The 26,345-nt window shown below is 71.9% G+C and carries 22 protein-coding genes and 1 pseudogene; 7 read left to right on the forward strand and 16 right to left on the reverse strand.

The annotated features are described in order from the left end of the window. Together O7605_RS18345 and hemL are read right to left on the reverse strand one after the other, a co-directional pair. On the reverse strand, positions 1 to 648 hold the full coding sequence (locus O7605_RS18345; protein ID WP_269740309.1) for a histidine phosphatase family protein: 648 nt from the start codon (positions 646 to 648) through the stop codon (positions 1 to 3). Between the two features lie 2 nt (positions 649 to 650). After that, complete coding sequence (gene hemL, locus O7605_RS18350) at positions 651 to 1,988, reverse strand: glutamate-1-semialdehyde 2,1-aminomutase (RefSeq protein WP_269740310.1); 1,338 nt, start codon at positions 1,986 to 1,988, stop codon at positions 651 to 653. 139 nt (positions 1,989 to 2,127) lie between these two features. Between hemL and O7605_RS18355 the strand changes: the two genes are divergently transcribed. Next, a complete protein-coding gene (locus O7605_RS18355; RefSeq protein WP_269740311.1) occupies positions 2,128 to 2,463 on the forward strand; it encodes an STAS domain-containing protein in 336 nt (111 codons plus the stop codon). A gap of 111 nt (positions 2,464 to 2,574) precedes the next feature. Here the strand turns inward: O7605_RS18355 and O7605_RS18360 are convergent, their stop codons facing one another. Together O7605_RS18360 and O7605_RS18365 are read right to left on the reverse strand one after the other, a co-directional pair. Beyond that, complete coding sequence (locus tag O7605_RS18360; RefSeq protein ID WP_269740312.1) at positions 2,575 to 3,135, reverse strand: response regulator; 561 nt, start codon at positions 3,133 to 3,135, stop codon at positions 2,575 to 2,577. Continuing rightward, positions 3,132 to 7,502, reverse strand: a complete 4,371-nt coding sequence (locus O7605_RS18365; RefSeq protein WP_269742678.1) for a hybrid sensor histidine kinase/response regulator — start codon at positions 7,500 to 7,502, stop codon at positions 3,132 to 3,134. Before O7605_RS18365 ends, O7605_RS18360 begins: the two co-directional genes overlap by 4 nt. 154 nt (positions 7,503 to 7,656) lie before the next feature. Between O7605_RS18365 and O7605_RS18370 the strand changes: the two genes are divergently transcribed. Then, the gene (locus O7605_RS18370) at positions 7,657 to 9,738 is read left to right on the forward strand and encodes a SpoIIE family protein phosphatase (protein ID WP_269740313.1); all 2,082 of its coding nucleotides are present in this window, start codon (positions 7,657 to 7,659) and stop codon (positions 9,736 to 9,738) included. A gap of 6 nt (positions 9,739 to 9,744) precedes the next feature. Here the strand turns inward: O7605_RS18370 and O7605_RS18375 are convergent, their stop codons facing one another. Further along, complete coding sequence (locus O7605_RS18375; RefSeq protein WP_269740314.1) at positions 9,745 to 11,091, reverse strand: FAD-binding oxidoreductase; 1,347 nt, start codon at positions 11,089 to 11,091, stop codon at positions 9,745 to 9,747. Between the two features lie 82 nt (positions 11,092 to 11,173). Here O7605_RS18375 and O7605_RS18380 point away from each other — a divergent pair, with 82 nt between their 5' ends. Continuing rightward, entirely contained in the window at positions 11,174 to 13,270 is a 2,097-nt protein-coding gene (locus O7605_RS18380) for a S9 family peptidase (RefSeq protein WP_269740315.1), read from the forward strand. Between the two features lie 21 nt (positions 13,271 to 13,291). Here the strand turns inward: O7605_RS18380 and O7605_RS18385 are convergent, their stop codons facing one another. Next, entirely contained in the window at positions 13,292 to 13,972 is a 681-nt protein-coding gene (locus tag O7605_RS18385; RefSeq protein WP_269740316.1) for a DUF998 domain-containing protein, read from the reverse strand. A 133-nt stretch (positions 13,973 to 14,105) separates the two neighbouring features. Here O7605_RS18385 and O7605_RS18390 point away from each other — a divergent pair, with 133 nt between their 5' ends. Then, complete coding sequence (locus O7605_RS18390) at positions 14,106 to 15,395, forward strand: sensor histidine kinase (RefSeq protein WP_269740317.1); 1,290 nt, start codon at positions 14,106 to 14,108, stop codon at positions 15,393 to 15,395. Continuing rightward, a pseudogene (locus O7605_RS18395) lies at positions 15,383 to 16,044 on the forward strand (response regulator transcription factor). The gene O7605_RS18390 and the pseudogene O7605_RS18395 overlap by 13 nt, the downstream one beginning before the upstream one ends. Positions 16,045 to 16,096: 52 nt before the next feature. On the opposite strand, the gene O7605_RS18400 reads toward O7605_RS18395, so the two are convergent. From O7605_RS18400 to O7605_RS18415, 4 genes are read right to left on the reverse strand one after another with little or no spacing between them, the layout of a single operon-like run. Continuing rightward, on the reverse strand, positions 16,097 to 17,521 hold the full coding sequence (locus O7605_RS18400; protein ID WP_269740318.1) for an ABC transporter permease: 1,425 nt from the start codon (positions 17,519 to 17,521) through the stop codon (positions 16,097 to 16,099). Then, complete coding sequence (locus O7605_RS18405; RefSeq protein WP_269740319.1) at positions 17,518 to 18,219, reverse strand: ABC transporter ATP-binding protein; 702 nt, start codon at positions 18,217 to 18,219, stop codon at positions 17,518 to 17,520. Before O7605_RS18405 ends, O7605_RS18400 begins: the two co-directional genes overlap by 4 nt. Beyond that, positions 18,216 to 18,752 carry a PadR family transcriptional regulator gene (locus tag O7605_RS18410; protein WP_269740320.1) on the reverse strand — a complete coding sequence of 179 codons (537 nt, stop codon included), beginning with the start codon at positions 18,750 to 18,752 and terminating at the stop codon, positions 18,216 to 18,218. The genes O7605_RS18405 and O7605_RS18410 overlap by 4 nt, the downstream gene beginning before the upstream one ends. Before the next feature lie 58 nt (positions 18,753 to 18,810). Further along, positions 18,811 to 19,383, reverse strand: coding sequence for a TIGR03086 family metal-binding protein (locus tag O7605_RS18415; protein ID WP_269740321.1), 573 nt, complete (start codon positions 19,381 to 19,383; stop codon positions 18,811 to 18,813). A 31-nt stretch (positions 19,384 to 19,414) separates the two neighbouring features. On the opposite strand from O7605_RS18415, the gene O7605_RS18420 reads away from it, so the two are divergent. Then, a complete protein-coding gene (locus O7605_RS18420; RefSeq protein ID WP_269740322.1) occupies positions 19,415 to 20,203 on the forward strand; it encodes a helix-turn-helix domain-containing protein in 789 nt (262 codons plus the stop codon). Positions 20,204 to 20,239: 36 nt separating this feature from the next. On the opposite strand, the gene O7605_RS18425 is transcribed toward O7605_RS18420, so the two are convergent. The 6 genes from O7605_RS18425 to O7605_RS18450 are packed head-to-tail and all read right to left on the reverse strand — an operon-like array spanning position 20,240 to position 25,819. Continuing rightward, a complete protein-coding gene (locus tag O7605_RS18425) occupies positions 20,240 to 21,775 on the reverse strand; it encodes a SpoIIE family protein phosphatase (RefSeq protein WP_269740323.1) in 1,536 nt (511 codons plus the stop codon). A 1-nt stretch (position 21,776) separates the two neighbouring features. Then, complete coding sequence (locus O7605_RS18430) at positions 21,777 to 23,126, reverse strand: sensor histidine kinase (protein ID WP_269740324.1); 1,350 nt, start codon at positions 23,124 to 23,126, stop codon at positions 21,777 to 21,779. Beyond that, a complete protein-coding gene (locus O7605_RS18435) occupies positions 23,123 to 24,145 on the reverse strand; it encodes a SpoIIE family protein phosphatase (protein WP_269740325.1) in 1,023 nt (340 codons plus the stop codon). The genes O7605_RS18430 and O7605_RS18435 overlap by 4 nt, the downstream gene beginning before the upstream one ends. Continuing rightward, positions 24,133 to 24,552, reverse strand: coding sequence for an ATP-binding protein (locus tag O7605_RS18440; RefSeq protein ID WP_269740326.1), 420 nt, complete (start codon positions 24,550 to 24,552; stop codon positions 24,133 to 24,135). The genes O7605_RS18435 and O7605_RS18440 overlap by 13 nt, the downstream gene beginning before the upstream one ends. Continuing rightward, entirely contained in the window at positions 24,549 to 24,959 is a 411-nt protein-coding gene (locus tag O7605_RS18445; protein ID WP_269740327.1) for an STAS domain-containing protein, read from the reverse strand. The genes O7605_RS18440 and O7605_RS18445 overlap by 4 nt, the downstream gene beginning before the upstream one ends. Next, positions 24,959 to 25,819, reverse strand: coding sequence for an STAS domain-containing protein (locus O7605_RS18450; protein ID WP_269740328.1), 861 nt, complete (start codon positions 25,817 to 25,819; stop codon positions 24,959 to 24,961). Before O7605_RS18450 ends, O7605_RS18445 begins: the two co-directional genes overlap by 1 nt. A gap of 164 nt (positions 25,820 to 25,983) precedes the next feature. Here O7605_RS18450 and O7605_RS18455 point away from each other — a divergent pair, with 164 nt between their 5' ends. Further along, complete coding sequence (locus O7605_RS18455; protein ID WP_093403921.1) at positions 25,984 to 26,340, forward strand: STAS domain-containing protein; 357 nt, start codon at positions 25,984 to 25,986, stop codon at positions 26,338 to 26,340. The last annotated feature ends 5 nt before the right edge of the window (positions 26,341 to 26,345 follow it).

A 26,345-nucleotide genomic window follows, 5' to 3' on the forward strand; every position in this document is an offset into this window, starting at 1 on the left:
TCAAGCCCCCTTGGCCGTCCGCGCGGTCGGCGACATCGCCACCAGGTGCGCGGCCGGCTCGGAGTAGCCGATTCCGACGATCTTGGCGCCGTCGAAGTGGAAGGTGGTGAGCGAGGCCAGTCCACACTGCCGGCGACGTGGGTCGTGCCACAGCCGCTTGCGTTCCACGTAGCGGCGCAGCGTCCAGATCGGCAGCTGGTGGGAGACCAGGACGGCCTCCCGGCCCTCGGCGGCGATCCGGGCGGCGTGCAGCGCGGCGAACATCCGCTCGGCGATCGCCCGGTACGCCTCGCCCCAGGACGGGGTGACCGGGTCACGCAGCACCCACCAGTTGCGCGGGTCGCGGAACGAGCCGTCGCCCGGAGAGACCTTCTTGCCCTCGAACCAGTTGGCGCTCTCGATCAGCCGCTCGTCCACCCCGACCGGCAGCCGGAACTGGGCGGCGATCGGCTCGGCGGTCTGTTGGGCGCGTTCCAGCGGGCTGGCCGCCACGTGCACGACCTCGCGTTCGGCGAGCCCCTGCGCGGCGGCCTTGGCCATCTGGACGCCCAGTTCGCTGAGGCGGAAACCGGGCAGGCGGCCGTAGAGGATGCCGTCCGGGTTGTACACCTCGCCGTGCCGGAGCACGTGGACCACCGTCTTGCCCATTACTACCCCCCGTGACCTGCCGCCGCCGCCGCGTTGGCCGCCGTCGGCAGCGCGGCGGCGATCTGTTCCAGGGCGGCATCGTCGATCGCCGCCGAGACGAACCAGGACTCGAACGCGCTCGGCGGCAGGTAGACGCCGGCGGCGAGCATCGCGTGGAAGAACGCCTTGAACGCCGGCACCTGCTGGGTACGGGCGCTGTCGTAGTCGACCACGTCGGCGTCGGTGAAGAAGATCGAGAACATGTTGCCGGCGTACGACAGACGGTGTGGAACCCCGGCGGCGGTCAACGCGTCGGTGGCGAGGCGGCCCACCGTGGCGGCCGTGTCGTCCAGCCGGCGGTAGAGCGCGTCGTCGGCGAGCCGCAGCGTGGTCAGCCCGGCCGCGCAGGCGAGCGGGTTCCCGGAGAGGGTGCCGGCCTGGTAGACGGGACCGGCCGGCGCCAGTCGCGACATGATCTCCGCGCGCCCGCCGAACGCCGCGGCGGGCAGCCCACCGCCCATGACCTTGCCGTACGTCCACAGGTCCGCCTCGACCGGGTCGAGTCCGTGCCAGCCGGCACGGGAGACCCGGAACCCGGTCATCACCTCGTCGACGATCAGCAGGGCACCGTGCGCGTGCGCGATCCGGGCCAGCTGTGCGTTGAACCCGTCGCGGGGCGCGACCACACCCATGTTGCCCGGTGCGGCCTCGGTGATCACCGCGGCGATGTGCTGACCCTCGGCGGCGAAGGCCGCCTCGACGGCGGTCACGTCGTTGTAGGGCAACACGATCGTCTCGCTGGCCGCCGCGCCGGTGACCCCCGGCGAATCGGGCAGGCCCAGGGTGGCCACGCCGGAGCCGGCGGCGGCCAGCAGCGCGTCGACGTGCCCGTGGTAGCAGCCGGCGAACTTGATGATCTTCGAGCGGCCGGTGTGACCCCGGGCCAGGCGGATCGCCGACATGGTCGCCTCGGTACCCGAGTTGACCAGCCGGACCTGCTCGACCGGGGTACGCGCGACGATCTCGTCGGCCAGCTCGACCTCGCCGGGGGTGGGCGTACCGAAACTGGTGCCGTTGGCGGCGGCGGCCTGCACGGCAGCGACCACCTCGGGGTGGGCGTGGCCCAGGATCAGCGGACCCCAGGAGCAGACCAGGTCGACGTAGCGGCGACCGTCCGCGTCATGGAGCCACGGGCCCTCACCTCGGACCATGAAGCGTGGGGTGCCGCCGACCGCCCGGAAGGCGCGCACAGGGGAGTTCACCCCGCCCGGCACGATGGCGCAGGCGCGGTCGAACAGGGCCGCTGAGGCCGGCGCGTCGACCGGGTAGCGGTCGGAGCCGGCGGTAAACACCTCGGTCACGATGCCGCCATTGTGTCAGCGCCCGGCTGCGGATCGGCAGCCACCCCGGCTTGGGGTTACCGGGCTCACCCCCGGCACGCTGCGCCGGGACGGCACGCCTCGACAGGCCGGGCGACGGAGATCGCGATAGGCTGACCCGGTGGATCGTGCCGAACTGTCCATCACCGTACACCGAACGGGCGACGAAGCCGTGCTCCGCCTTGCCGGTGAGATCGACATGCAAACGGCCGCCCAGCTGTCGACCGTCGTCAACGAGGTTCTCACCGAGCCCCCGCCCCGGATCGTCCTGGATCTCGGGGGCGTGACGTTCTGCGATTCGCAGGGTCTGGGCACCCTGGTCGTCCTCAGCCGCAAGGCCAGCCACGCCCAAGCCCTGCTCGTGCTGACGAACGTCGGCGAGTTCCTGCTCCGCGTCCTGGACATCACCGGCCTACGCAGCGCCCTGATGATCCGCAACGACACCCCCACCCCCTGATCCACCCCCTCACCCCCACTGACGCGCGTTGATCACGAGGTTAGCAGCGATTTCGATCTTCAAATCGCCGCTAACCTCATGATCAACGGGGAGGGCTCGGGGGTGGGCGGGTTAGTCGGGGGTGGTGCCCCAGCGGGCTTGTTCCAGGAGGGTTACGGCGCGGGAGCGGGACTCCGGGGCATCGGTGTCGCGGAGCAGGGTGGTGGCCTCGTCGACGGCGTTGGTGAGCAACCGCCACTGGGCGTCGCGCTCGCGGACCATCTCGGACTGCGCGGCCAGTTGGCGGGTCTTGGTCCACAGCTCGACGAAGACGGAGACCTTGGCCCGCAGCACCCACGGGTCGAACGGCTTGGTGAGGTAGTCCACCGCACCGGCCGCGTAGCCGCGCAGGGCCAGTTGGGCGTCCCGGTCGGCAGCGGTCAGGAAGATGATCGGGACGTGCCGGGTACGCTCCCGCCGCTTGATGTGGCTGGCCGTCTCGAACCCGTCCATGTCCGGCATCTGGGCGTCCAGCAGGATCACCGCGAAGTCGTCCACGAGCAACTGCTTCAGCGCCGCCTCACCGCTCTCCACGGCGACCGACTGCACCGGCAGCCCCTGGAGGATCGCCTCCAGGGCCATCAGGTTCTCCCGGCGATCATCGACCAGCAGCGCCTTCGCCACCTGAGTCACGAACCCTCCTCGGTACGGCTGCCACTGATCCAGGTGCCCATCAGCTCGATCAGCTGGTCCAGGTCGACCGGCTTGGTGATGTAGTCGCTGGCCCCGGCCGCGATCGCCGACTCCCGGTCGCCCGGCATGGCCTTCGCGGTCAGGAACACGATCGGCAGGTCCGCGAACCGATGGTTACGCCTGATCTGCCGGGTTGTCTCGTATCCGTCCTGATCGGGCATCATCGCATCCATCAGGACGATATCGACCTCCGGGTGTTCGGCCAACAGGCGAACCCCGTCGGCGCCGTTGTCGGCGTACAGCACGGTCATGCCGTGCAGTTCGAGCGCGCTGGTCAACGCGAAGACGTTACGCACGTCGTCGTCGACGATCAGCACGGTCGCACCGTCCAGCTGACGGGTCTTCGGTGCCTCGGGTGCCTCCGACAGCAGCTCCATCGGCGGCATCAGCAGCGAGGACGGCAGCCCCGCCCGCTGCGGTGACGGTGGGGCGGGTGCCACCACCGCGTCCGGCGCCAGTACGTCGGGCAGGTAGAGCGTGAACGTCGATCCCTGACCGGGTGCCGAGGCGACCGTGATGGTGCCACCGATCAACCGGGCCAGATCGCGGCTGATCGACAGGCCCAGCCCGGTACCGCCGTACCGGCGACTGGTGGTGCCGTCCGCCTGCTGGAACGCCTCGAAGATCAGCGACAACTTGTCGTCGGAGATCCCGATCCCGGTGTCGATCACCGTGAAGGCGATCACCTGCCGGGCGTTCGTCAGCGCCGGCACGTCGAACACCGCGTGCTCCGGCGCCCGGGAGATACGCAGGGTCACCGCACCGTTGTCGGTGAACTTCACCGCGTTCGACAGCAGGTTACGCAGCACCTGCTGGAGCCGCTGCGCGTCGGTCACCACGGCCGGCGGCAGGTCCTTGCCGATGCGTACCTGGAAGTCCAGGCCCTTCTCCTCGGCCTGCGGGGCGAACGCCTGCTCCACGTAGGTGCAGATCTCGGTGAACCGGACCTCGGTCGGCTCGACGTCCATCCGCCCGGCCTCGATCTTGGAAAGGTCCAGGATGTCGTCGATCAGGCGGAGCAGGTCCGACCCGGAGCCGTGGATCGTGCGGGCGAACTCGATCTGCTTCGGCGTGAGGTTCCGCTCCGAGTTCTCCATGAGCAGCCGGGCCAGCAGCAGCAGCGAGTTCAACGGCGTACGCAGCTCGTGGCTCATGTTCGCCAGGAACTCCGACTTGTACGCCGAGGCCCGGGTGAGCTGCTGCGCCTTGTCCTCCAGGCCCAGCCGGGCCAGTTCGATCTCCCGGTTCTGGGTCTCGATGTTCGCCTTCTGCTCCGACAGCAGCTTGGCCTTGTCCTCCAGCTCGGCGTTGGTCCGCTGCAACTCCGCCGACTGCTCCTGCAACTCGTGTGCCAGCCGCTGCGACTGGGCGAGCAACTCCTCCGTACGCCGGTTCGCCTGGATGGTGTTGACCGCGATGCCGATGGTGGAGACCAGCCGCTCCAGGAACGACAGGTGCAGCTCGGAGAAGGGCGTGACGGTGGCGAACTCGATCACGCCGAGCAGCTCGCCCTCGAACAGGACCGGCAGGATGACCAGGTCCGCCGGTGGGGTGTCCGCCAGCCCGGACCGCAGCGTGATCCGACCGTCCGGTACGGCGCCGACCCGGATGGTGCGCCGGGACAGCGCGGCCTGGCCGACCAGCCCCTCGCCCGGTCCGAAGGTCACGTCGTGCCCCCGGGACACATAGCCGTACGAGGCGGTCAACCGCAGCCGCATCACGCCCTCGGAGTTGTCCACCAGGAAGAACGCGCCAAGCTGCGCGTCGACGAGCGGTGTGACCTCCTGCATGATCATTCGGCAGACCTCGCCGAGATCCCGCTGCCCCTGGAGCAGCCCGCCGATGCGGGCCAGGTTGGAGTCGAGCCACCCCTGCTCGGCGTTCTTGTGGGTCGTCTCCCGCAGGGTGACGATCATCTGGTTGATGTTGTCCTTCAGCTCGGCGACCTCACCCTGGGCCTTCACCGCGATCCGTTGGGTGAGGTCACCCCGGGTCACCGAGGTCGAGACCCGGGCGATCGCCCGCAGCTGGGTGGTGAGCGTCGAGGCGAGCTGGTTGACGTTCTCGGTGAGGTCACGCCAGGTGCCGGAGACCCCCTTGACCTGCGCCTGACCGCCGAGCTTGCCCTCGGTACCCACCTCGCGGGCCACCCGGGTCACCTCGTCGGCGAACGACGACAACTGGTCCACCATCGTGTTGACGGTGTTCTTCAGCTCCAGGATCTCGCCCTGCGCGTCGACCGTGATCTTCTGCGACAGGTCACCGTTGGCCACCGCGGTGGTGACCGAGGCGATGTTCCGCACCTGGCTGGTCAGGTTCGACGCCATCGAGTTCACGTTGTCGGTCAGATCGCGCCAGGTGCCGGCGACGCCGCGTACCTGGGCCTGACCGCCCAGCTTGCCCTCGGTGCCCACCTCCCGGGCCACCCGGGTCACCTCGTCGGCGAACGACGACAGCTGATCCACCATCGTGTTCACCGTCGACTTCAACTCCAGGATCTCGCCCCGGGCATCCACCGTGATCTTCTGGCTCAGGTCGCCCTTGGCCACCGCCGTGGAGACCTGGGCGATGTTGCGCACCTGGGCGGTCAGGTTCGACGCCATCGAGTTGACGTTGTCGGTCAGATCCCGCCACGTACCGCTGACGCCCTTGACCTGCGCCTGACCGCCGAGATTGCCCTCGGTGCCCACCTCCCGGGCCACCCGGGTCACCTCGTCGGCGAACGACGACAGCTGATCCACCATCGTGTTCACCGTCGACTTCAACTCCAGGATCTCGCCCCGGGCATCCACCGTGATCTTCTGCGACAGGTCACCGCGCGCCACCGCCGTGGTCACCGAGGCGATGTTGCGCACCTGGCTGGTCAGGTTCGACGCCATCGAGTTCACGTTGTCGGTCAGATCCCGCCACGTACCGCTGACGCCCTTGACCTGCGCCTGACCGCCCAGCTTGCCCTCGGTGCCCACCTCCCGGGCCACCCGGGTCACCTCGTCGGCGAACGACGACAACTGGTCCACCATCGTGTTGACGGTGTTCTTCAGCTCCAGGATCTCGCCCCGGGCGTCGACAGTGATCTTCTGGCTCAGGTCACCCTTGGCGACGGCGGTGGAGACCTGGGAGATGTTGCGGACCTGGCTGGTCAGGTTGCCGGCGAGCTGGTTGACGTTCTCGGTGAGGTCACGCCAGGTGCCGGAGACGCCGCGTACCTGCGCCTGACCGCCGAGCTTGCCCTCGGTGCCCACCTCCCGGGCCACCCGGGTCACCTCGTCGGCGAACGACGACAACTGGTCCACCATCGTGTTGACCGTGTCCTTGAGTTCCAGGATCTCGCCCTGCGCGGCCACGGTGATCTTCTGCGACAGGTCACCCCGGGCGACCGCCGTGGAGACCTGGGCGATGTTGCGCACCTGGGCGGTCAGGTTCGACGCCATCGAGTTGACGCTGTCGGTCAGGTCCTTCCAGGTGCCCGCGACGCCCGGCACCTCCGCCTGACCGCCGAGCTTGCCCTCGGTGCCCACCTCCCGGGCCACCCGCGTCACCTGCTCGGCGAAGAGGCGCAGCGTGTCGGTCAGCGAGTTCATCGTGTCGGCCAGCTCGGCGACCTCGCCGCGAGCACTGACGGTGATCTTCTGGGAGAGGTCACCCTTGGCCACCGCGGTCGCCACCTGGGAGATCGACCGCACCTGGCCGGTCAGGTTCGACGCCATGGTGTTCACCGAGTCGGTGAGGTCCTTCCAGGTGCCGGCGACGCCACGGACGTCGGCCTGGCCGCCCAGCTTGCCCTCGGTACCCACCTCCCGGGCCACCCGGGTCACCTCGTTGGAGAACGACGAGAGCTGGTCGACCATGGTGTTGACCGTGCGGCCGATGCGCAGGTACTCACCACGCAGCGGGCGACCGTCGATCTCCAGCGCCATGTGCTGGGTGAGGTCACCGTCGGCGACCGCCACGATGACCCGGGCGATCTCGGTGGTGGGCCGGCCCAGGTCGTCGATCAGCGAGTTGACCGCCCGCTGCCCCTCCGCCCAGGAGCCGTCCAGCCCCTCCTCGTCCAGGCGCTCGGTCAGCCGGCCGTCGCGGCCCACGACCCGACTGATCCGGCGCAGGTCCAGGTGCTGCCGCTCCTGGAGCGACACCACGTCGTTGAAGGCGTCCGCCACCTCACCGGCCGCGCCCGAGCGCCGGGGCAACCGCACCTTGAGGTCACCGCCCCGGACCCGCCGTAGCGCCTCCGCCAGCTCGGTGAGGACCGCCTCGTGGTCGGCGGCGGAGATCTCCGCGGTCACCGACTGTTTAGCCGTGGTCATCATTCCTCGCTCACCTCGGGGTCCACCGGCTCCCACCGGCCACCCCATCATTGTCCCCGTGACCTCGAAAACGCCACGGCACGGCGCCGTCCGGCGGCAAAGAGCCGGTGGTGATCAGCTTGGCAGCGGCGGAGTGTCGGTGGAGGATACGAGGGTGTCAGCGGAGGCGGGGCCCGCGACGAGGACGGGCCCAGACGAGCACGTGCGGCGCGTCCGGCTTCCCGCCGACCGCCGTACCCCGGCCGCCGCCCGCGCGGTCGTCCGGTCCGTGCTCGCGGAGGCGGACCTGGACGAACTGCTCAACGAGGCACTTCTGTTGACCACGGAGCTGTCCACGAACGCGGTCGAGCACGCCCGCACGGAACTGGACATCGAGGTCACCGCCGACCAGGCGGGGCTGACCGTGACGGTCTCCGACTTCGCCGCCGGCCCGGTCGACGAGCTGACCGTCGGGGTACGCAACCTGGCCACCGACATCGCCGAGGTCGCCGAGCGGGGGCGCGGACTGCTGCTGGTCGACCACTTCGCCAGCCGCTGGGGCACCACCTATCTGCGCACCGGCAAGGGTGTGTGGTTCCGGCTGGACCGAGCCGATCGCAAGGGGAAGGGGCCGACCACCCCCGCACCACCGGCGAGCGCCACCCAACCGGACGGCACCGGACAGACCGCCGTACCCAGCGCCGGCGCGATGAACGCGCTGATGCAGACCACCCCCGACCCGTACGCCGAGGATCCGCTGCCGGACTTCGCCGCCGGCCTGCTGACCCGGGTGGCGGAGATGGTCGGCGCCGCCGGTGGAGTGGTGCGGCTGGACCGCGGCGACGGCCAGGGTGCTCAGGTCCTCGCCCGCTACGGCCGTCAGCCCCGGGCCGGCAACGACCTGCTCCGGGTGCCGTTGGCCGTGCACCGCCCGTACGCCGGTGAGCTGGAACTGGACGCCGCGCCCACCGCGTACGCCCAGCCGCTGGCGGTGCTGACCGCCGAGCGGCTCTCGCTGCACCTGGAGAACGACCGGCTGCGCCGGGCGGACGTACGCCGGCAGGCCTGGCTGACCTTCCTCGCCGAGGCCAGCGAGCTGCTCGCCCAGTCGCTGGACGTGGAACTGACCATGGCGCTCATCCCGCAGCTGGTGGTGCCCCGGCTCGGCCAGTGGTGCGCGGTGCACACCACCGACGAGTGGGGCCGGCTCCGGCTCGCGGCGGCCAGCCACGCCGACGAGTCGATGCTGCCGCAGTTGCACGCCATGCTCCGCGAGGCCGGCCCGGATTCCGTCCTGGCCCGGCTGCGTGAGGCCAGCCGCAACGGCACCCGCACCCCGCTCGGCGCGCCGATGGAGGGCTTCGCCGTACCGTTGATCGCCCGTGGGCAGCGCCTCGGCACGCTGGCGGTCGGACGCCACCAGCGGCACCGGCAGGACCCGGACGAGATCGCCGTGCTGGAGGACGTGGCCCGGCGGGCCGCGCTCGCCATCGAGAACGCCCGTATCCACGCCGAGCGCCGCCGGGTCGCCCAGACCCTGCAACAGTCGTTGCTGCCGCCGGTCCTGCCGGTGGTCGAGGGCATCGGCTTCGCCGCCGAGTACGTGCCGACCGGCGGGGACGTCGACGTCGGTGGCGACTTCTACGACGTGGTGCCGCTGCCGGACGGGCGCTGGCTGGTGGTGATCGGCGATGTCTCCGGCAAGGGCGTGCAGGCGGCGGCGGTCACCGGGCTGGTACGGGACGTGATCCGGGTGCTGGCCGGCGACGGCAAGCCGCTGCCCGAGGTGCTGGCCCGGCTCAACGAGACGCTCGTCGAGCGGGGTGCCGGCCGCTACTGCACGCTGGCGTTGGCGGCGGTCGGGCCGGGCGAGGGCGACCGGCTCGACGTCGGGCTGCACCTCGCCGGCCACGACCGGCCGGTGCTGCTGCGGTCCAGCGGCGGTCCGGCCGCCTTCGTCGGCACCGGTGGCACCGCCCTCGGGCTGCTCGACGCGATCGCCTCGCCCACCGCGCAGCTCAGTCTCGAGCCGGGCGACTGCCTGGTCTTCTACACCGACGGAGTGACCGAGCGTCGCCGGGGCCGGGAACTGTTCGGCACCGGGCGGCTGCGCGACGCCGCCGCGCCGCTGGCCGGCTACTCGGCGGACGTGGTGGCGGCCCGGCTGCGCGCCACCGCGATCAACTTCTCCGTCGAGGAACCCCGCGACGACATCGCCATCCTCGTCCTGCGCAACGACGCGCTGCCCGACCGGTGAATCGGCCTAGAGGCCGCCAGGGAGGCGGCCGGGGGCGAGGCGGTGGGTGGGGTCGAGGTGCTGCTTGACGGCGCGCAGCTGGGCCAGGTCGGCGCGCTCGCCCCACAGGTCGACGGTGCGGCGGACGGCCGGCGGGGCGGCGAGCACCACGCACCGGCCCTGCCGGGCGAGCAGCACGCCACGCACCGCGGCCAGGATCGACGCGACCCGGCTCGGTGCCATCGCCCCGGGCAGGGCGGCGTGCACCACGCCGAGCCCGGCCGAGCCGCGTACCGGCACCGGGCCGCCGGCGGCGTCACGCAGGGCGTAGACGGCGGCGTGCAGGTCGGTCATCGGCACCTCCAGTCGCAGTGCCGTGTCGCCGGGGGCGAAGGGATAGCTGCGCCACCACCGGGGTGCCGTGCGGGCGACCGTCGCGCGGGCGCCGAGGAGACCGACCAGCCGGTCGGTCCGCTCCGCCACCTCGGCGGGGCCGCCCTCGAGCAGCACCACGAGCGAACCGGTGCCCGCCGGGCCGGTCGGCACGCGCCCGGTCATCGACGGGTGCAGCGCCATCGACTCGGCGCGGCGGTCCCGCCGGGGCCGGCAGCCGGTGCCGACCGGCAGGTCCAGCTCGATCGCGGCCGGGTCGAGCCGGGCGGCGAGCACCGCCTGGATCAGATCGTGCACCTCCAGTGGGGTCCACACCGGTCGGGTCACCCACACCCGTGCGGCCGGCACCGCCTGCACCCGCAGCGTCGCGCCGACCAGCACGCCGAGCGCGCCCTCCGAGCCGCACAGCAGCCGCGCCTCGGCCAGCCCGGCCGCTCCACCACCCGCCTCGGCCAGCTCACCGTCGGCGGCCAGGTAGCGCAGGCCGACGAGCTGGTCGCAGGCGGTGCCGTGCCGGTGCCGCAGCGGGCCGGCCTCGTCCGCCGCCAGCACCCCGCCGAGGGTGGCGCCCGGTGAGGGCGCGTCCAACGCCAGCCGCCGGCCGGTGCGCTCCAGGATGGCCTGTATCGCGCGCAGCGGCGTACCGGCGCCGATCTCGGCCGTGCCGCGATCCGGGGCCTGGTGGCCGATGCCGGCCAGTCTCCCGGTGTCGAGCATGATGTCGACCCGCTCAGGCGGCGCACCCCAGTCGATCTTGGTGCCGGCCCCTCGGGGCACCACGCTCAGGTCGTGCCGGGCGGCCAGCCGGAGCACCTGCGCGGCGGCGTGCGGGCCGCCGGGCACCGCCACCCAGCGGGCGGTGCTGCCGGCCACCTCGTCGGCGGGGCCGGCGAGGCGGGCGAAGCGCGGACCGCAGATCTCGGCCAGTCGGCGGGTGATGTCGCGGACACCGGACGCACCGGCGGGAGGGGGTGGCACCATGCCGGCGATCGTACATGTGTTCGAACGATCGGAGGTGGAATTGCGCCGCGCCACATGTCGCTACGGCCGGTAACGTGACGCCGTGACCACCGAGACCCCCGTTCCCGCGGCCAGGCGGGTGCCGACCGAACGTGTCCACCACGGCGACACCGTCGTCGACGAGTACGCCTGGCTCGCCACCAAGGACGATCCAGAGACGATCAAGTATCTGAACGCCGAGAACGCCTGGACCGAGGCCCGGACGGCACACCTGTCCGGACTGCGTACGGAGTTGTTCGAGGAGATCCGGCGACGGACCCAGGAGACCGACCTGTCCGTGCCGACCCGCAAGGGCCAGCACTGGTACTACACCCGCACGGTGCAGGGCCAGCAGTACGGTGTGCACTGCCGCCGGGCGGTCCACCCCGACGAGACCACCCCGCCGATCAGCGCCGACGGTGCTCCGCTGGACGGCGAGCAGGTGCTGCTGGACGGCAACCAACTGGCCGAGGGACGCGACTTCTTCTCGCTCGGCGCCTTCGACGTCAGCCCCGACGGGCGCTACCTGGCCTACTCCACCGACTTTTCCGGCGACGAACGGTTCACCCTGCGGGTCAAGGACCTGAGCACCGGTGAGCTGCTGCCCGACGAGATCCCCGGCACCTTCTACGGCACCGCGTGGTCCGCCGACGCCTCGGTGCTGTTCTACGTCACGGTGGACGAGGCGTGGCGACCCAACCGGGTCTGGCGACACGTGATCGGCACCGCCGCCGCCGACGACGTGGTGGTGCACGCCGAGGACGACGAGCGGTTCTGGGTGGGGGTCGAGCTGACCCGCTCGGAACGGTTCGTGCTCATCGACATCGCCAGCAAGCTCACCAGCGAGGTACGGGTGATCCCGGCCGGCAACCCGACGGGCGAGCCCGCGGTGATCGCGCCCCGCCGGCAGGGTGTCGAGTACTCGGTGGAGCACCACGGTCACCGGTTCCTCATCCTGCACAACGACGACGCCGAGGACTTCGCCCTCGCGTACACCTCGGCCGACGCCCCGGGCGACTGGGTGCCGCTGATCGAGCACTCCCCGGGGACCCGACTGGAGTCGGTCGACGCCTTCGCCGACCACCTGGTCGTCTCGGTACGCAGCAACGGACTGACCGGGCTGCGGGTGCTGCCCGTCGGCGGCGGCGACGCCCACGACATCGAGTTCCCGGAGCCGCTGCACACGGTCGGCCTGGACGCCAACCCCGAGTACCGCACCGGGCGGCTGCGCCTGCGCTACACCTCGCTGGTCACGCCCGACTCGGTGTACGACTACGACCTGGTCACCCGCGAGATGACGCTGCTGCGCCAGCGACCGGTGCTGCCCGGGCCGGACGGTCAGGTGTACCGCTCGGAGGACTACGAGCAGCAGCGCGACTGGGCGCTCGCCGACGACGGCACCAAGGTGCCGATCTCCCTGGTCTACCGGCGCGGCACCCCCCGGGACGGTTCGGCGCCCTGCGTCATCTACGGCTACGGCTCGTACGAGGCGAGCATGGACCCGTGGTTCTCGGTCGGCCGGCTGTCCCTGCTGGACCGTGGGGTGATCTTCGCGGTGGCACATATCCGGGGCGGTGGCGAGCTGGGTCGCCGGTGGTACGACCACGGCAAGATGCTCGCCAAGAAGAACACCTTCACCGACTTCGTGGCCTGTGCCCGGCACCTGGCCAAGGCCGGCTGGACGGCGCCGGACCGGCTGGTCGCCCGGGGCGGCTCGGCGGGCGGGCTGCTGATGGGCGCGGTGGCGAACCTGGCACCGGACGCCTTCGCCGGCATCGTCGCGCAGGTGCCGTTCGTGGACGCGCTCAACACGATCCTGGACCCGTCGCTGCCGCTGACCGTCACCGAGTGGGAGGAGTGGGGCAACCCGCTGGCCGACCCGGAGGTGTACGCGTACATGAAGTCGTACACGCCGTACGAGAACGTCGCCGCCCTCGACTACCCGGCGATCCTCGCGATGACCAGCCTCAACGACACCCGGGTGCTCTACCACGAGCCGGCGAAGTGGATCGCGCGACTGCGGGCGGTCGCGCCGCAGGGTGACTACCTGCTCAAGACCGAGATGGAGGCGGGTCACGGCGGGCCGAGCGGGCGCTACGACGCCTGGCGGGAGGAGGCGTTCATCAACGCCTGGACCCTGGACCGCCTCGGCCGCGCCTGAGGCGTCGACCGGCCTGGTGTCTCAGTGACGCGACCGTGTCGCCGGGGCATCAGGCCGGGCCGTCTGCTCCGCCTCGGGACGGGGACCGAGTCCGCTGCCGATCACCACCGTCCAGAGCAGGAACGGGAGCACGGCCACCCGTTCCATCCCGCCGACACCGAAGCCGAGATCAACCTGCCCGAGAAAGAGCAGGGTTCCGGCGACCCCGGTCACGCCGAGCAGGACATTGACCCGACGGGCCGGACCGAGCACCGCTGACCGCTGGGGCAGCGCCGCGAGCAGCAGCGCGCCGTTGCCCGCACCGAACACCAGCAACGCGGCCAGGAAGTGCAGGTTCTCGTCGACGTCCGCCGGGTGGACGCCGGCCAGCACGTACCCGCCGGCAGCGGTCAGCGCCGCGAGCTGCACGGCCCGTACGGCCGCACCACGGCCGAGCATCGACCAACTGAGCAGCAGGCCGGCGATGATGAGCAGCCCGGTGGCGATCATCGTGCCGTTCATCAGCGGGTGCCACGGCGAGCAGACCGGACGCGGCCGGCTGGTGTCCCAGACGCCGCAGGCGACGTTCCCGAGGTCACTGATGTTGTGGGTACGCCAGTCGTACGGCGGCTGCCGCCACCCCCGCGCGGTCACCGCGATCCCGGCGGCGAAGAGCGGCGCGGCGAGCAGCAGGGCGTAGGAACCCAGACGGTGCGCAGGCATGCGTCCACTTCAGTCGATGCGGTGGCGCGGGCGCACTACCGCTGTGCCGAGGACCGGGGTAGTGCTGGCCATACCCGGGACACGGGGTCCAGCGGGCTGGGGCCGTCCGGGTCGGATCACTAACGTCGGCGGCATGACCCCAGCCGCGCCGATCCATCTCGCCCAGGCCCTGCGGCGGCCCCGCTACTCGCTCACCGGCTGGCCGTGGCGCGCCCTGGCGTACCTGTTGACCAGCGTGCCGTTGGCCGGTGTGCTCTCCCTCGGGCTGCTCGTCCTGCTGGCACCACTTGTCGCCGCCACGAACGGGGCACGGCAGGGCCGGCCGATGCCGCTGGCGCTCACCGTCTTCCTGACCGGCGGCGCACTGCTCATCGTGGCGCTGGCACCGCTGCTCAGCGTGCCGGTGGCGGCGTTCGAACGGCACCGGCTCGGCCTGGTCGACAACCGGCCGATACCCGCGGTGCCGTGGCGTGGTCTCGCCGCCCGCTACACCACCGGCACCGCCTGGCGGGAGGCCGCCTACCTGTTCGTCCTCGGCGGCCTGGTCCCGGCCGGGTACTGGCTGTTCACCATCGTGGTGCTGTTGGACGCCGTGCTGATCGTCAGCCCCTTCCTGGTCGCCAACGGCGACGAGGTGGCGCTGCTCTGGGCCACTCCGGACACGGCGGCCGAGGCGGTCCCGCACGCGATCGTCGGGGTGCTGCTCGTGCCGGTCCTCTGGTACGCGGTCGGGGCGCTCGCCATGGCGCAGGGCACCGTCGCGCGATGGCTGCTGCGAGGCGCTCCGGACGGCCTCGCGCTGCGCGAGGTGACCCGGTCGCGCGCCCGGTTGGTCGACGCGTACGAGGCGGAGCGCCGGCGCATCGAACGTGACCTGCACGACGGCGCGCACCCCCGGCTGACCAGCCTCAGCCTGCAGATCGGTCTGGCCCGGCTGGACGTACCGGAGGACTCGCCGGCCGCCCGGCCGCTCGCCGTGGCGCACGAGCAGGCGAAGGGACTGATGGTGCTGCTCCGGCAGATCGTCCAGGGCATCCGTCCGCAGAGCCTCACCGACCTGGGGTTGGCCGGTGCGGTCCGGGAACTCGCCGACGAGGCCACCATCCCCGTCGAGGTGCACGCCGACCTGCGCCGCGCGGTGCCGGAGACGGTCGAGGCCACCGCCTACTTCGTGGTGTCGGAGGCCCTCGGCAACGTCGCCCGGCACGCCGGGGCGACCCGCGCCGAGGTCCGGCTCACCGACACCGGCACCAAACTGGTCGTCGAGATCAGCGACGACGGCCGGGGCGGCGCGGACCCGGCGCGGGGCACCGGGTTGACCGGGCTTGCCGACCGGGTGGCCGCCGCCGCGGGCCGGCTGCTGCTGGCCAGCCCGGCGGGCGGTCCCACGGTCGTCCGGGTGGAGCTACCGTGCGAGGCGTGACCCGGGTCGTGCTCGCCGAGGACGAGGTGCTGCTGCGGAGGGACTGGTGGCCCTGCTCGCCCGCTTCGGCTTCGACGTGCTCGACGCCGTCGGTACCGCTGCCGCGCTGGTGGACGCCGTCCGGACGCACCGGCCGGACCTGGTGGTGACCGACATCCGGATGCCGCCCCGGCACCGCGACGACGGGCTACGGGCGGCGGTGGAGCTGCGCGCCGAGCAACCCGGTCTGGCCGTGGTGGTGCTCAGCCAGCACGTGCAGCCCGAGTACGCCTCCGCGCTGCTCGACAGCGCCGACGGTCGGCGGGTCGGCTATCTGCTCAAGGACCGGGTCGCCGAGGTCACCGAGTTCGTCGAGAACCTGCGTACCGTCGTCGGCGGCGGCACGGTGGTCGATCCGGACGTGGTCCGCCGGTTGCTGCACCGCCCCCGCGATCCGCTCGCCAACCTCTCCGCCCGCGAGCGGGAGGTGCTGGTGCTGGTCGCCGAGGGGCGGTCCAACGCGGCGATCGCCGGCCGCCTGCACGTCACCGAGGCGGCGGTCGGCAAGCACATCGGCAACATCCTGGCCAAGCTGGGCCTGCCGCCGGACGACGACTCCAACCGCCGGGTGTTGGCGACGCTGACCTACCTGCGGGCCGCTCCCACCTGACCGCCAGCGCGGTGCCCCAGGAACGTCGGTGCTGCCCCGGCCGGCGCTACAGCTAGCCGGCCCGCAGTTCCGTCACCTCGGTGGCGGACCGCAGGAACAGCAGTCCAAGCCCGATCACCACCAGCACCGCGACGATCGCGCCAGCACCCTGCACCGCCAACTGCTGCAGCGGTAGGTCGGGCGTCCGACCGCCCCGGCTGAGGTCGCCGGTGAGCAGCCGACCGATGGCGTACCCGGCGCCGAGCGCGATGAGCACGGCCGGCACCACGGGGGCCAGGATCTGCCAGGCGATCGAGGTGCCGATGGTGGCCCGGGGCACGCCGGTCGCCACCAGGGCGGCGTAGGTCCGGCGGCGGGAGACGATCCCCTCCACCAGCGTGACGAGCAGGCCGGTAGCGGCGATGGCGACCGCCACGGCCACGGCGAGGTCGACCAGATCCATGGTGTTCAGATAGAAGGAGTCGGGCGAGCCGTCGCCACCGAAGCCGGCCAACCGGTTCTGCTCCTCTTCCAGTTCGGCCCGGAGCTGGAACGAGGCCCGAAAGGCCGCCGCGCCGCCCGCGATGATCAGAGCAGCCAGCAGGGCGGCGAAGGTGCGGCTGCTGGCCCACGGGTCGTCGGTCAGCCGGCGGGCCGCCAGCAGGGCGGCCGGACGCCGGGCGTAGCGGTGCAGCGTCCGCCCGGCCAGGTGTGAGATCCAAGCAGCCCCGAAGATCACCCCCATCACCGCACCGAAGATGCCGAGCATGACGACCAGGAGCAGCCACTCGACGGCGGCGCCCCGCAACGCCCACTGGATCGGTTCGACCATCGCCGCCGCCAGCACGCCGAGCCCGATCAGCAGCGCCGGCCACGGCCGGGGCGACCCGGTGCGACCGGCCCGGCGGATCACGCCGAGCGGCGTGGTGGCGACCCGTCGCAGCAGGACGGCGGTGGCCGCCGCGGCGAGCACCGGCAGGCCGAGCACCACGATCGCCATCGCCGGCACCGGCGGCAGGACGTCGGTGGGCAGGGCCAACTGGCCGTTGGCGTCGGGACGGTGCAGCACCGACCGCCCGACGAGGTAGCCGGTCAGTCCGACCAGGGTGCCGAGCAGGCCGGCGAGCCCGGTCTCCAGCATCGCGACCCGGGTCACCTGGCCGGGGGTCGCACCGGCGAGCCGGAGCGCGGCGAGCCGACGGTCCCGTGCCGGCGCACCCAGCCGGGCGCTCTGCCCGGCCAGGGCGAGTACCGGGATGGTCAGCAGCACCAGCGCGAACGCCGTCCCACCGCGCAGCCCCGGCTCGCGCAGCAGCGCGCTGACGTACTGCTCGGACTGCTGCCACGGGTCACCCGGTGGTCCGGGGATGGCCAGCACCGTCAGGGCGGCCAGCCCGGCGAGGCTGGCCAGCAGGGCGCTCAGCGCGGTCAACGCCACCCGGGCGGCGTCGGTGCGGTTGCCGGCCAGCGCCAGCCTGGTCAGGGTCGCGAGGCTCACCGGGAGCCGCCGGCGAGCGGCGCGTCGAGGCCCAGGCCGGTGTGGTCGATCACGCCGTCGCGCAGGACCACCTCACGATCGGAGTACGCGGCGATCCGTGGCTCGTGGGTGACCAGGACGACGCTGGTGTGCTGTTCCCGGGCCAGCCGGACCAGTTGGGTGAGCACCTGCTCCCCGGCGAGAGTGTCCAACGCGCCGGTCGGCTCGTCGGCGAAGAGCACCCGTGGTTCGGTGACCAGTGCCCGGGCGGTGGCGCAGCGCTGCTGCTGACCGCCGGACATCTCGCCCGGACGCACGTCGGCGCACTCCGCCACACCCAGCCGCGTCAACCAGGTGAGCGCCGCCGTCCGTGCCGCTCGCCGCCCCGTGCCGGCGAGCAACAACGGAAGGGCGACGTTCTCCGCCGCGGTCAGCTCGGGGACGAGCTGCCCGAACTGGAACAGCACCCCGAACTCGGTACGTCGCAGCCGGGACCGGGCTGCCTCGGACCAGGTGTCCAGCCGGTGCCCCCGCCAGTTCACCTCACCGGCGTCCGGCCGCAGGATGCCGGCGAGGCAGTGCAGCAGGGTGGACTTGCCGCAGCCGCTCGGCCCGGTCACCGCGACGATCTCCCCCTCGTCGATGTCGAGGGTGATGCCCCGCAGTGCGGGTGTGGGTCCGTACGACTTCACCAGACCGCGAGCCTGAAGTAGCGTCACGAGTGCACCTCCCGGTGCCAGTCGGCGACCCGGTCCAGGGTGGTGTGCAACCACCGCAGGTCGGCGTCGAGATGGGCGATGGCGAAGTCGGCCGCCACGACGTCGTCGACGCTGGCCGACCGGGCCGTCTTCAGTGCGGTCAGCTCACGCAGCCGCTCGGTGTGCGCACGCCGCTGCGCGACGAGGTACGCCCGCGCCCGGTCCACGTCGGCCACCAGCAGCGCCACCACGACCTTCGCGAACAGCGGACTGTTCACGTACGGCATCGGCGGCTCGACGCTGCTGAGCCACCGGTCCAGCGTGGCCCGCCCCTGCTCGGTGAGCGTGTACGCCGTCCGGTCCGGGCCGGCGAGGCGCTCCGGGCCGGTGGACGCCACCAATCCGTCCCGCAGCAGCCGACCCAGCGTGGCGTAGACCTGCCCGAACGCCAACGGGCGGGCCTGCGGCAGCCGCGTGTCGTGGGCCCGCTTCAACTCGTAACCGTGCATGGTGCCGGTGGCGAGCAGACCCAACAGCAGGTGCGGTGTGGACACCACGCCACTATTCACTGAGTGAATAGCGGCGTCAAGGTGGCTACCGGCGGGTCGCCGGTCAGCCGACCGGGGACCAGGCCGGATCGCGGCCGGTCATGCCGAGCAGCCGGGGCAGGTCCGGCGGGCCAGCCTCGACCGGCACCGCCTCGGCGAACACGCCCATCTGCCGCGCCGTCGGACCGAGCTGGCCGGCCAACTCGTGCAGCGCGGGCAGCACCTCGGCCGCCGCACCGTACGGCTGACCTGTGGCGACCGCGAGGTCCCAGCCGTGCACGGTCAGGTCGAGCAGCGCCATCGCACCCACCACCTGCTGCGGCATCCCCATCCCCGGCGAGACGCCCTGCTCGCTGGCCGGCTCCGACCACGCCTCGACCAGTCGGCGGGTCTCGGCCGCGAACCGGTCGCGCCAGCCCTCGGTGAGGTAATCGGGCTTGTCGGCCCAGGTCACCGGCGAGCGACGGGCGAGGGTCTGGAAGTTGACCACCACCTCGTACAGGTGGTTGATCAGGTCGCGGACGCGATAGTCCCGACAGGGAGTCGGCAGGTCGAGCTGGTCATCGGTGATCTGCCGAAGCACCGCCACGGTTCCCGGCGCCGCGGCCGCCAGCAGGTCGCTAGTGTGAGTGGCCATAGGGCCAGCGTATGAGGGTGGTCTTGAACAAATGCGACAGCCGCGCGCAGATCACCGGGGCATCCTCGACCCGGCCCGGTTGAAGCGGCGGGTGCGGTTCCGACGGCACCTGCCCGCGGTTCCGTTACGCCATTGGGTGGAGCACTACTGGCTGGTCGACTGGGACCTCACCGAACCGTTCGAGCAGCGGATCGTCCCGCATCCGGCGGTCAACGTGGTGTTCCAGCGCGACGGTGACGGCCCGGAGCGCGCGGAGGTGGCCGGCGTCGGCACCGAACTCTTCTCGATCACCCTGACCGGCTCCGGGCGGGTCAGCGGGGTGCAGTTCCGGCCCGGCGGGTTCCATCCGTTCTGGCGGCGGCCGGTCGCCGAGCTGACCGGCCGGCGACGTCCACTCGTCGACCGGGCAGACCTCGGCGTGACCCCGGTCTGCGCCGGTACGGACGCCGAACGCGGCCAGGCGTTGGACAGCCTGCTGACCGGCTGGGCACCCCGACCGGATCCGGTGAACGACGAGGTGATGCGCCTGGTCGAGACGATCCGGACCGACCGGAACGTACGCCGGGTCGACGAGTTCGCCCGCGAGCACGCGGTGTCCGTCCGCCGGTTGCAGCGACTCTTCCTCACCCACGTCGGAGTCGGTCCCAAGTGGGTGATCCGCCGCTACCGGCTGCACGAGGCGATCGAACGGGCGGCGGACGGGCTCGACTGGGCCGGGCTCGCCGTCGAACTCGGCTACAGCGATCAGGCCCACCTGGTACGCGACTTCACCGCGACGACCGGCGTCTCCCCGGCCGCGTACGCCCAGCGCCGACGGTAGGTCGGTTGCTGGCGTCGAGGGGGGTCGCCCAGCACCTCAGCGGCGGCGGAGAGCGACCACGGCCACGTCGTCCTGGATCTCGTCCGGGGCCAGCTCGACGAGCAGCCGCTCGCAGAACCGGTCGAGGTCGTCGTCGACCTCGCTGGCGCACGCCGATAGGGCGGTCAGGCCCTCGTCGATGGTGGCGTCCCGTCGTTCGATCAGACCGTCGGTGTAGAAGACCATCGTCGCACCGGCCGGCAGCACGAACTCCAGGTCGGCGGGGCGGGGCGCGCGCACCCCGAGCAGCGGCGCGGCGTGCTGCAGGTACTCGGCCTTGCCGTCCTGCACGATCAACGGCGGCAGGTGACCGGCGCTGGCCAGCCGGACGTGACCGGTCGTCGGCTCCAGCAGCAGCACGCAGATCGTCGCCAGCTCGTCGGGCAGCAGCGTACGCATCAGCTCGTTGACCCGGTGCAGGATCTCGCCCGGCTGGTGCCCCTCCACCGCGTACGCCCGCAGCGCGTGCCGCAGCTCGGCCATGATGGTGGCGGCGTGCAGGGAGTGGCCGGCCACGTCCCCGATGGCCAGCAGCAGGTGACCGTCGAGCATCACCAGCTCGTAGAAGTCGCCGCCCACCTCGGTCCGGGCGCTGGCCGGCTCGTAGCGCACGGCCAGGTCGAGGCCGGTGATCCGCGGGATCTGCCGGGGCAGCAGGCTGCGTTGCAACGTCACCGCGATCCGGTGTTCCTCGTCGAAGGAGCGTTGCGCCTCCACGGCGGAGGCCACCGCCTGGGCGAGCTGGACCAACACCGGGGTACGGGCGGTCTGCGTCGCGGTGGGTACCACGACGTAGAGCGGCGCGCGGTCCTCGCGCAGCCGGGCGGCGGCGACGGTGACGGTGTCGCCGGCCGGCCAGTCGACAAGCGACCAACCGTCCGGCTCCTGCACCACGACGGTGGCGCCGGTGGGCACCCCGGTGTCGTCGACGATCCAGGTCACCACGCGGGGCTCGGCACCGGGCCCGGCGCAGACCCCGGCCAGACAGTCGCCGTCGAAGGTCTCGGCGACCACCGCGGCGGGGCTCTTGAAGATCTTCGCGGCGCCGGCCGCGGCCGCCTGCAGCAGCCTGGTGAAGCTCGGCGCGGCGTGCACCGCGACGGTCGTGTCCGCCAGCCCGGTGAGCCGCTCGGCGAGCAGCTCGGCCCGCTGCCGGGCCTGGTAGTACCGCAACACCGACTGGGCGGTGGCAACCAGTTCCTCCGGCTCGATCGGCTCGGCCAGGTAGGCGTCCGCCCCCCGGTTCAGGCCCTGGGTCCGGTCGTTCGTGTCGACCGCGTGCGCGGACACGTGGATCACCGGCAGCGCCGGGTGCGCCGACTTGATCCGCTCGCACACCTCGAAGCCGCTGAGGTCCGGCAGCCGGACGTCGAGCACGACCAGGTCGATCGGGTCCACCCCGACCCGGCTGAGCGCCTCGCCACCCGTCTCCGCCTCCAACACGGTGAAGCCGGCCCGGGTCAGCCAGCTCACCAGGAGGTAGCGCTTGGTCCGACTGTCGTCGACCACCAGCACTGTCGCCGCGCCGTCCACGTCACGTCCCGTCCGTGGGCAGCCACACCGTGAAGGTGCTGCCGCGACCCGGCTCGCTGGCCAGGTCGAGAGTGCCGCCGAGCAGGTTCACCAGCCGCCGGGCGTACGGCAGGCCGAGGCCGGTGCCGCCGACCCGGGTCGGGCCGGGCGCCTGGTAGAACTCCTCGAACACCCGGTCGTGCAGCTCCGGCGGGATGCCCGGTCCGGTGTCGGAGACGGTCAGCCGCCAACCGTCACCGTGCCGCTCCGCACGCAGCCGGACCTCGCCCGCGGTGGTGAACTTCAGGCCGTTGTGCAGCAGGTTGCGCAGCACCTGGGCGAGCAGTACCTCGTCGGTACGCACCGTGGCCGGCGTGGCCGGCTCCTCCACCACCAGGTCTACGCCGTCGGCGGCCGGCAACGCCCGTAGCGTGCCGCGCAACTGGCCGAAGACGGCCCGCAGGTCCACCTCGGACCACTCCGGCTCGATCCGCCCCGACTCCGCCTTGGCCAGGTCGAGCAGCTCGTTGACCAGCGTGAGCAGGTCCGACGCCGAGGCACGGATGAGGCCGACCTGGCGTTCCTGCTCGGTGGTCAGCGGGTCGGACGCGGAGTCGCCGAGCAGGCGGGCCAGCCCGATGATCGCGGTCACCGGTGCCCGCAGCTCGTGGCTGACGTTGGCCAGGAACCGGCTCTTGGACTCGCTGGCCGCGCGCAACTGCGCCGACTTCTCGTCCAGCTCCGCGTAGAGCGCCACCACGCCCTGGTTGGTCGCCTCCAACTCGTCGGTGAGCTGTTGGTAGAGCGCCATCACGCCCCGGTTGGTCTGCTCCAGTTCCTCGTTGAGCCGGGCCAGCTCGTCGCGCTGGTTGCGCACCTCGTCGAGGGCGTTGATCAGTTGAAGGTTCTGGGTGGCGAGTTCCTCCTCGGCGGTGCCCGGGGCGCTCTCGCCGAGTTGGGCACGCAGCTCCGCCAGGCGCTCGGCGGTGAGCGCCTGGGCGGTGGCGGGAACCCGTCGTGACATCCTGACGACCGTAACCCCCTGAACCGTCAGCACGCTCAATGTGTCCACCAGGCGTGCCACCGCGCCCGACTCCGGCTCGTACCGCCCGCTCGGCAGGGATGCCACCGGAGTGAGGTCGACGTGCAGGTGGCAACGGCCGTCCGGCGACTCGGCGACGGCGAAGACCACGTCGGCACCGCCGACCGCCCGCAGCAGGTCCCGGGCGACCTCGCTCAACGCGGTGGCGATCCGGACCTGGTCCTGATGTTCCAGTCCGACCGCCGCGGCGACCTCCCGGCCACGCTGGCGGACCACGAAGATGTCCTGCTCCACCCGTAGCGCCATCCTCAGCACCGGCGTCGTGGTCATGACCAGGACCTCGCCACCAGCACCCCGGCGTCGTCGCGCCGGATGCCGGCGTCGCGTAGCAGGGTGGCGGCCACCACCAGGGGCGCCCGCCCGGCCAGGCCCGGGTAGTCGGCCAGGCGCCACCTGTCGACCACGCCGTCGGTGTGCATGACCAGCAGGCTGCCCGCCTCGAAGGGATAGTCGTACTGGCGGATCACCGGTCGTTGGTGCCCGGCGATGCCGGGCAGCGAGACCAGGCCGCGACGCCGACCGTCGCCGGTGGCCACGACGCCGGTGATGTTGCCCAGCCCGGCGTAGCGCAGCATGCCGGCCGCCGGATCCGGTTCGGCCACGGCGAGGGCCGCACCACGGGTGTGCGACATCGACCGGTGCAGGTGACCGACCACCTCCGCCGGTGAGCCCGCCGGGGCGTCCCGGAAGGCGGCGAGCGCCGCGTCGGTGGCCGCGGCGGCCAGCGGCCCGTGCCCCAGACCGTCGGTGACCAGCACCTGACGGCGGTCGCCCACGATCCGGACCGCGTAACCGTCCCCACTGACCGTCTCGCCGGTCAACGGCCGGGTCAGTCCGCCGACCCAGGACGCCGCCGGGTCCGGGGCGGCGAACACCCGCACGGCGATGACCGTCCCCCGGCCCGGCCGCGAGTACGCGTCGAACCAGCTCGCCTGCCGGACGATCGCGCCCAGACCGATGCCCAGGGTGCCGGCGGTGGAGTGCCCGTCGCGGGCGGAGTCGGCGAGGTCGACCATGCCCGGACCGGTGTCGACGGCGATCATCTCCACGCCGGCGTCCAGCTCGCGGCGCACCGGTCGGAGCAGCAGCAGCCCGTCGTCGGCGTGCTTGATGAGGTTGCTGGTCAGCTCGGCGGCCACGATGGCCAGGTCGGCGATCCGCCCGGCGGGCAGACCCAGCTGGCCGCCCAGCCGCTCGGCGGCCCGCCGCACGGCGCTGCCGGCGCTGCCGTTCTCCACCCGGAACCAGGTGCCCCGGTCGGCGACCGGCTCGACGGTCACCGGGACCACTTGGTGATCGTGATCCGGGTGCCCTGGCCGGGCGCGGTCTGGATGTCGAACTCGTCGACGAGTCGTCGGGCGCCGCTGAGGCCGAGGCCGAGGCCACCACCGGTGGTGTAGCCGTCGGTCAGCGCGAGATCCAGGTCGGCGATGCCGGGACCCGAGTCGGCGAAGACGATCCTGATGCCGGCTCGCCGGCCGTTGTCGATGGCGGTCACCTCGACCGTCCCGCCGCCACCGTAGACGAGCGTGTTGCGGGCGAGTTCGCTGGCGGCGGTGACCACCTTGGTCTGGTCGACCAGGGAGAGCCGGACCGCCACGGCGACGGTACGCACCAGCTGACGGACGCGTACGACATCCTCGTCGCTGCCGACCGACTGCGCCTGGGGGCGGCCCAGGTCGACCCCGCTCGTCATGGTGACGCCGTCGGCTCTGGGACCGGATCGTCGTCCGGCTCGTCGTGGTCGTCGGCCCGGTCGATCGCGATGAGTTCCATCCCCCGCTCGACGTTGAGTGCGGTACGGATGCCGTTGAGCGACAGCCCCAGCTCGACCAGGGTGATGGCGACGGCGGGGCGCATCCCCACGACCACGGTCTCCGCGTCCAGCACGCGGGAGATCGAGGCGATGGTGGAGAGCATCCGACCCACGAAGGAGTCGACGATGTCCAGGGCGGTGATGTCGATGATCACGCCGTGGCAACCGGTCGCCACGATCCGCTCGGCCAGGTCCTCCTGAAGGGCGACCGCCGTCTGGTCGGACATGTCGACCTGGATGGAAACCAGCAGGATGTCGCCGATCTTGAGGATCGGCACCCGCTCCATCACGCCTCCCGACGCGACTGGCGGCGGGACGTCTCCACCCCGGTGAGCCGCAGCACGTGCCGCAGCGCGTCGGCGAGACTCGCCTTGGTGGCGATGTCACCGAACTCGATGCCGAGCGCCACGATGGTCTGCGCGATCTGCGGCCGGATGCCGGAGATGATGCAGTCGGCGCCCATCAGCCGGGCGGCCACCACGGTCTTCAGGATGTGCTGGGCCACCTGGGTGTCCACCGCCGGCACGCCGGTGATGTCGATGATCGCGTACGGCGAGCCGGTGTCGACCAGGGTCTGCAGCAGTCGTTCCATCACCACCTGGGCGCGGGCCGAGTCGAGCGTGCCGACCAGCGGCACGGCCACCACACCCTCCCAGAGCTTGACCACCGGAGTGGAGAGCTCCAGCAGTTGCTCGGCCTGATCGGCGATCAGGCTCTCCCGGGTGCGGACGAAGGTCTCGAAGGTGAACAGGCCCATCTGGTCGATGAGCGCGGAGAAGGCGACGTAGTCGCGCAGCGTCTCGACGCTCTGGTCCGCCTTCAGCGCCGTGAGCAGCGCCTCCTTGAGGGCGAACACGCCGGTGGCGGTCTCGGTGGCGGAGAAGCCCTGCCGGGCCTGGCCGCGGGAGAACTCGGCGAGCACGGCCCGCAGCTCGGTGGCCTCTTCTGCGTTCAGGTCCACCGCGCCCTTGCCGAGGGCGTCGACCAGGGCACGGTGCAGCTCCTGCACCTGCCGGACCAGCTCGGCCTGGCTGAGCCGACCCCGCAACTGCCCGGCGATGATCTCCGTCCACCGCTGGGTGACCTGCTCGGCCCGGCCGGTCAGCAGCTCACCCAACCGGCCGCTCTCGTCAGCGCTGAGCGCCATGGCAATACCCCCTAGACCTGGACCGGCCGGACTCTATCACCGGGGCCCGACGAACTACTTGTCGCAGAGCAACGGAATGACGGTGACCACCTGATACTGCTCCCGTTCTGCGTACCACCGTCCCGGTGGGATACCGTTCCACCGATAAACAGGAGGTCTGACGAATGTCCTTGACGGTGCACACGGAACAGCGCGGTGACGTGGTCGTCGTGTCGGTCGCGGGCGAGTTGGACATGGCCACCGCACCGCAGTTGCAGGACCAGATCACCGACCTGCTCGACAAGGGGCGCAGTCGCCTCGTGTTCGACCTGTCGGACGTCTCGTTCTGCGACTCTACCGGTCTGTCGGTCTTCGTCCGCGCGAAGAACAGCTGCGACGAGGCCGGCGGAGTGGTCCGGCTCGCCGCCCCCCAGCGCGGCGTGCTGCGGATCCTGGAGGTGAGTGGCCTGGTCGAGGTGCTGCACACGTATCCCACCGTCGAGCAGGCGGTCGCCGGCGATCCGACGCCGGCCTCCTCCTGACCGTG

This window comes from Verrucosispora sp. WMMA2121, assembly GCF_027460185.1.
GTDB lineage: Bacteria > Actinomycetota > Actinomycetes > Mycobacteriales > Micromonosporaceae > Micromonospora > Micromonospora palythoicola.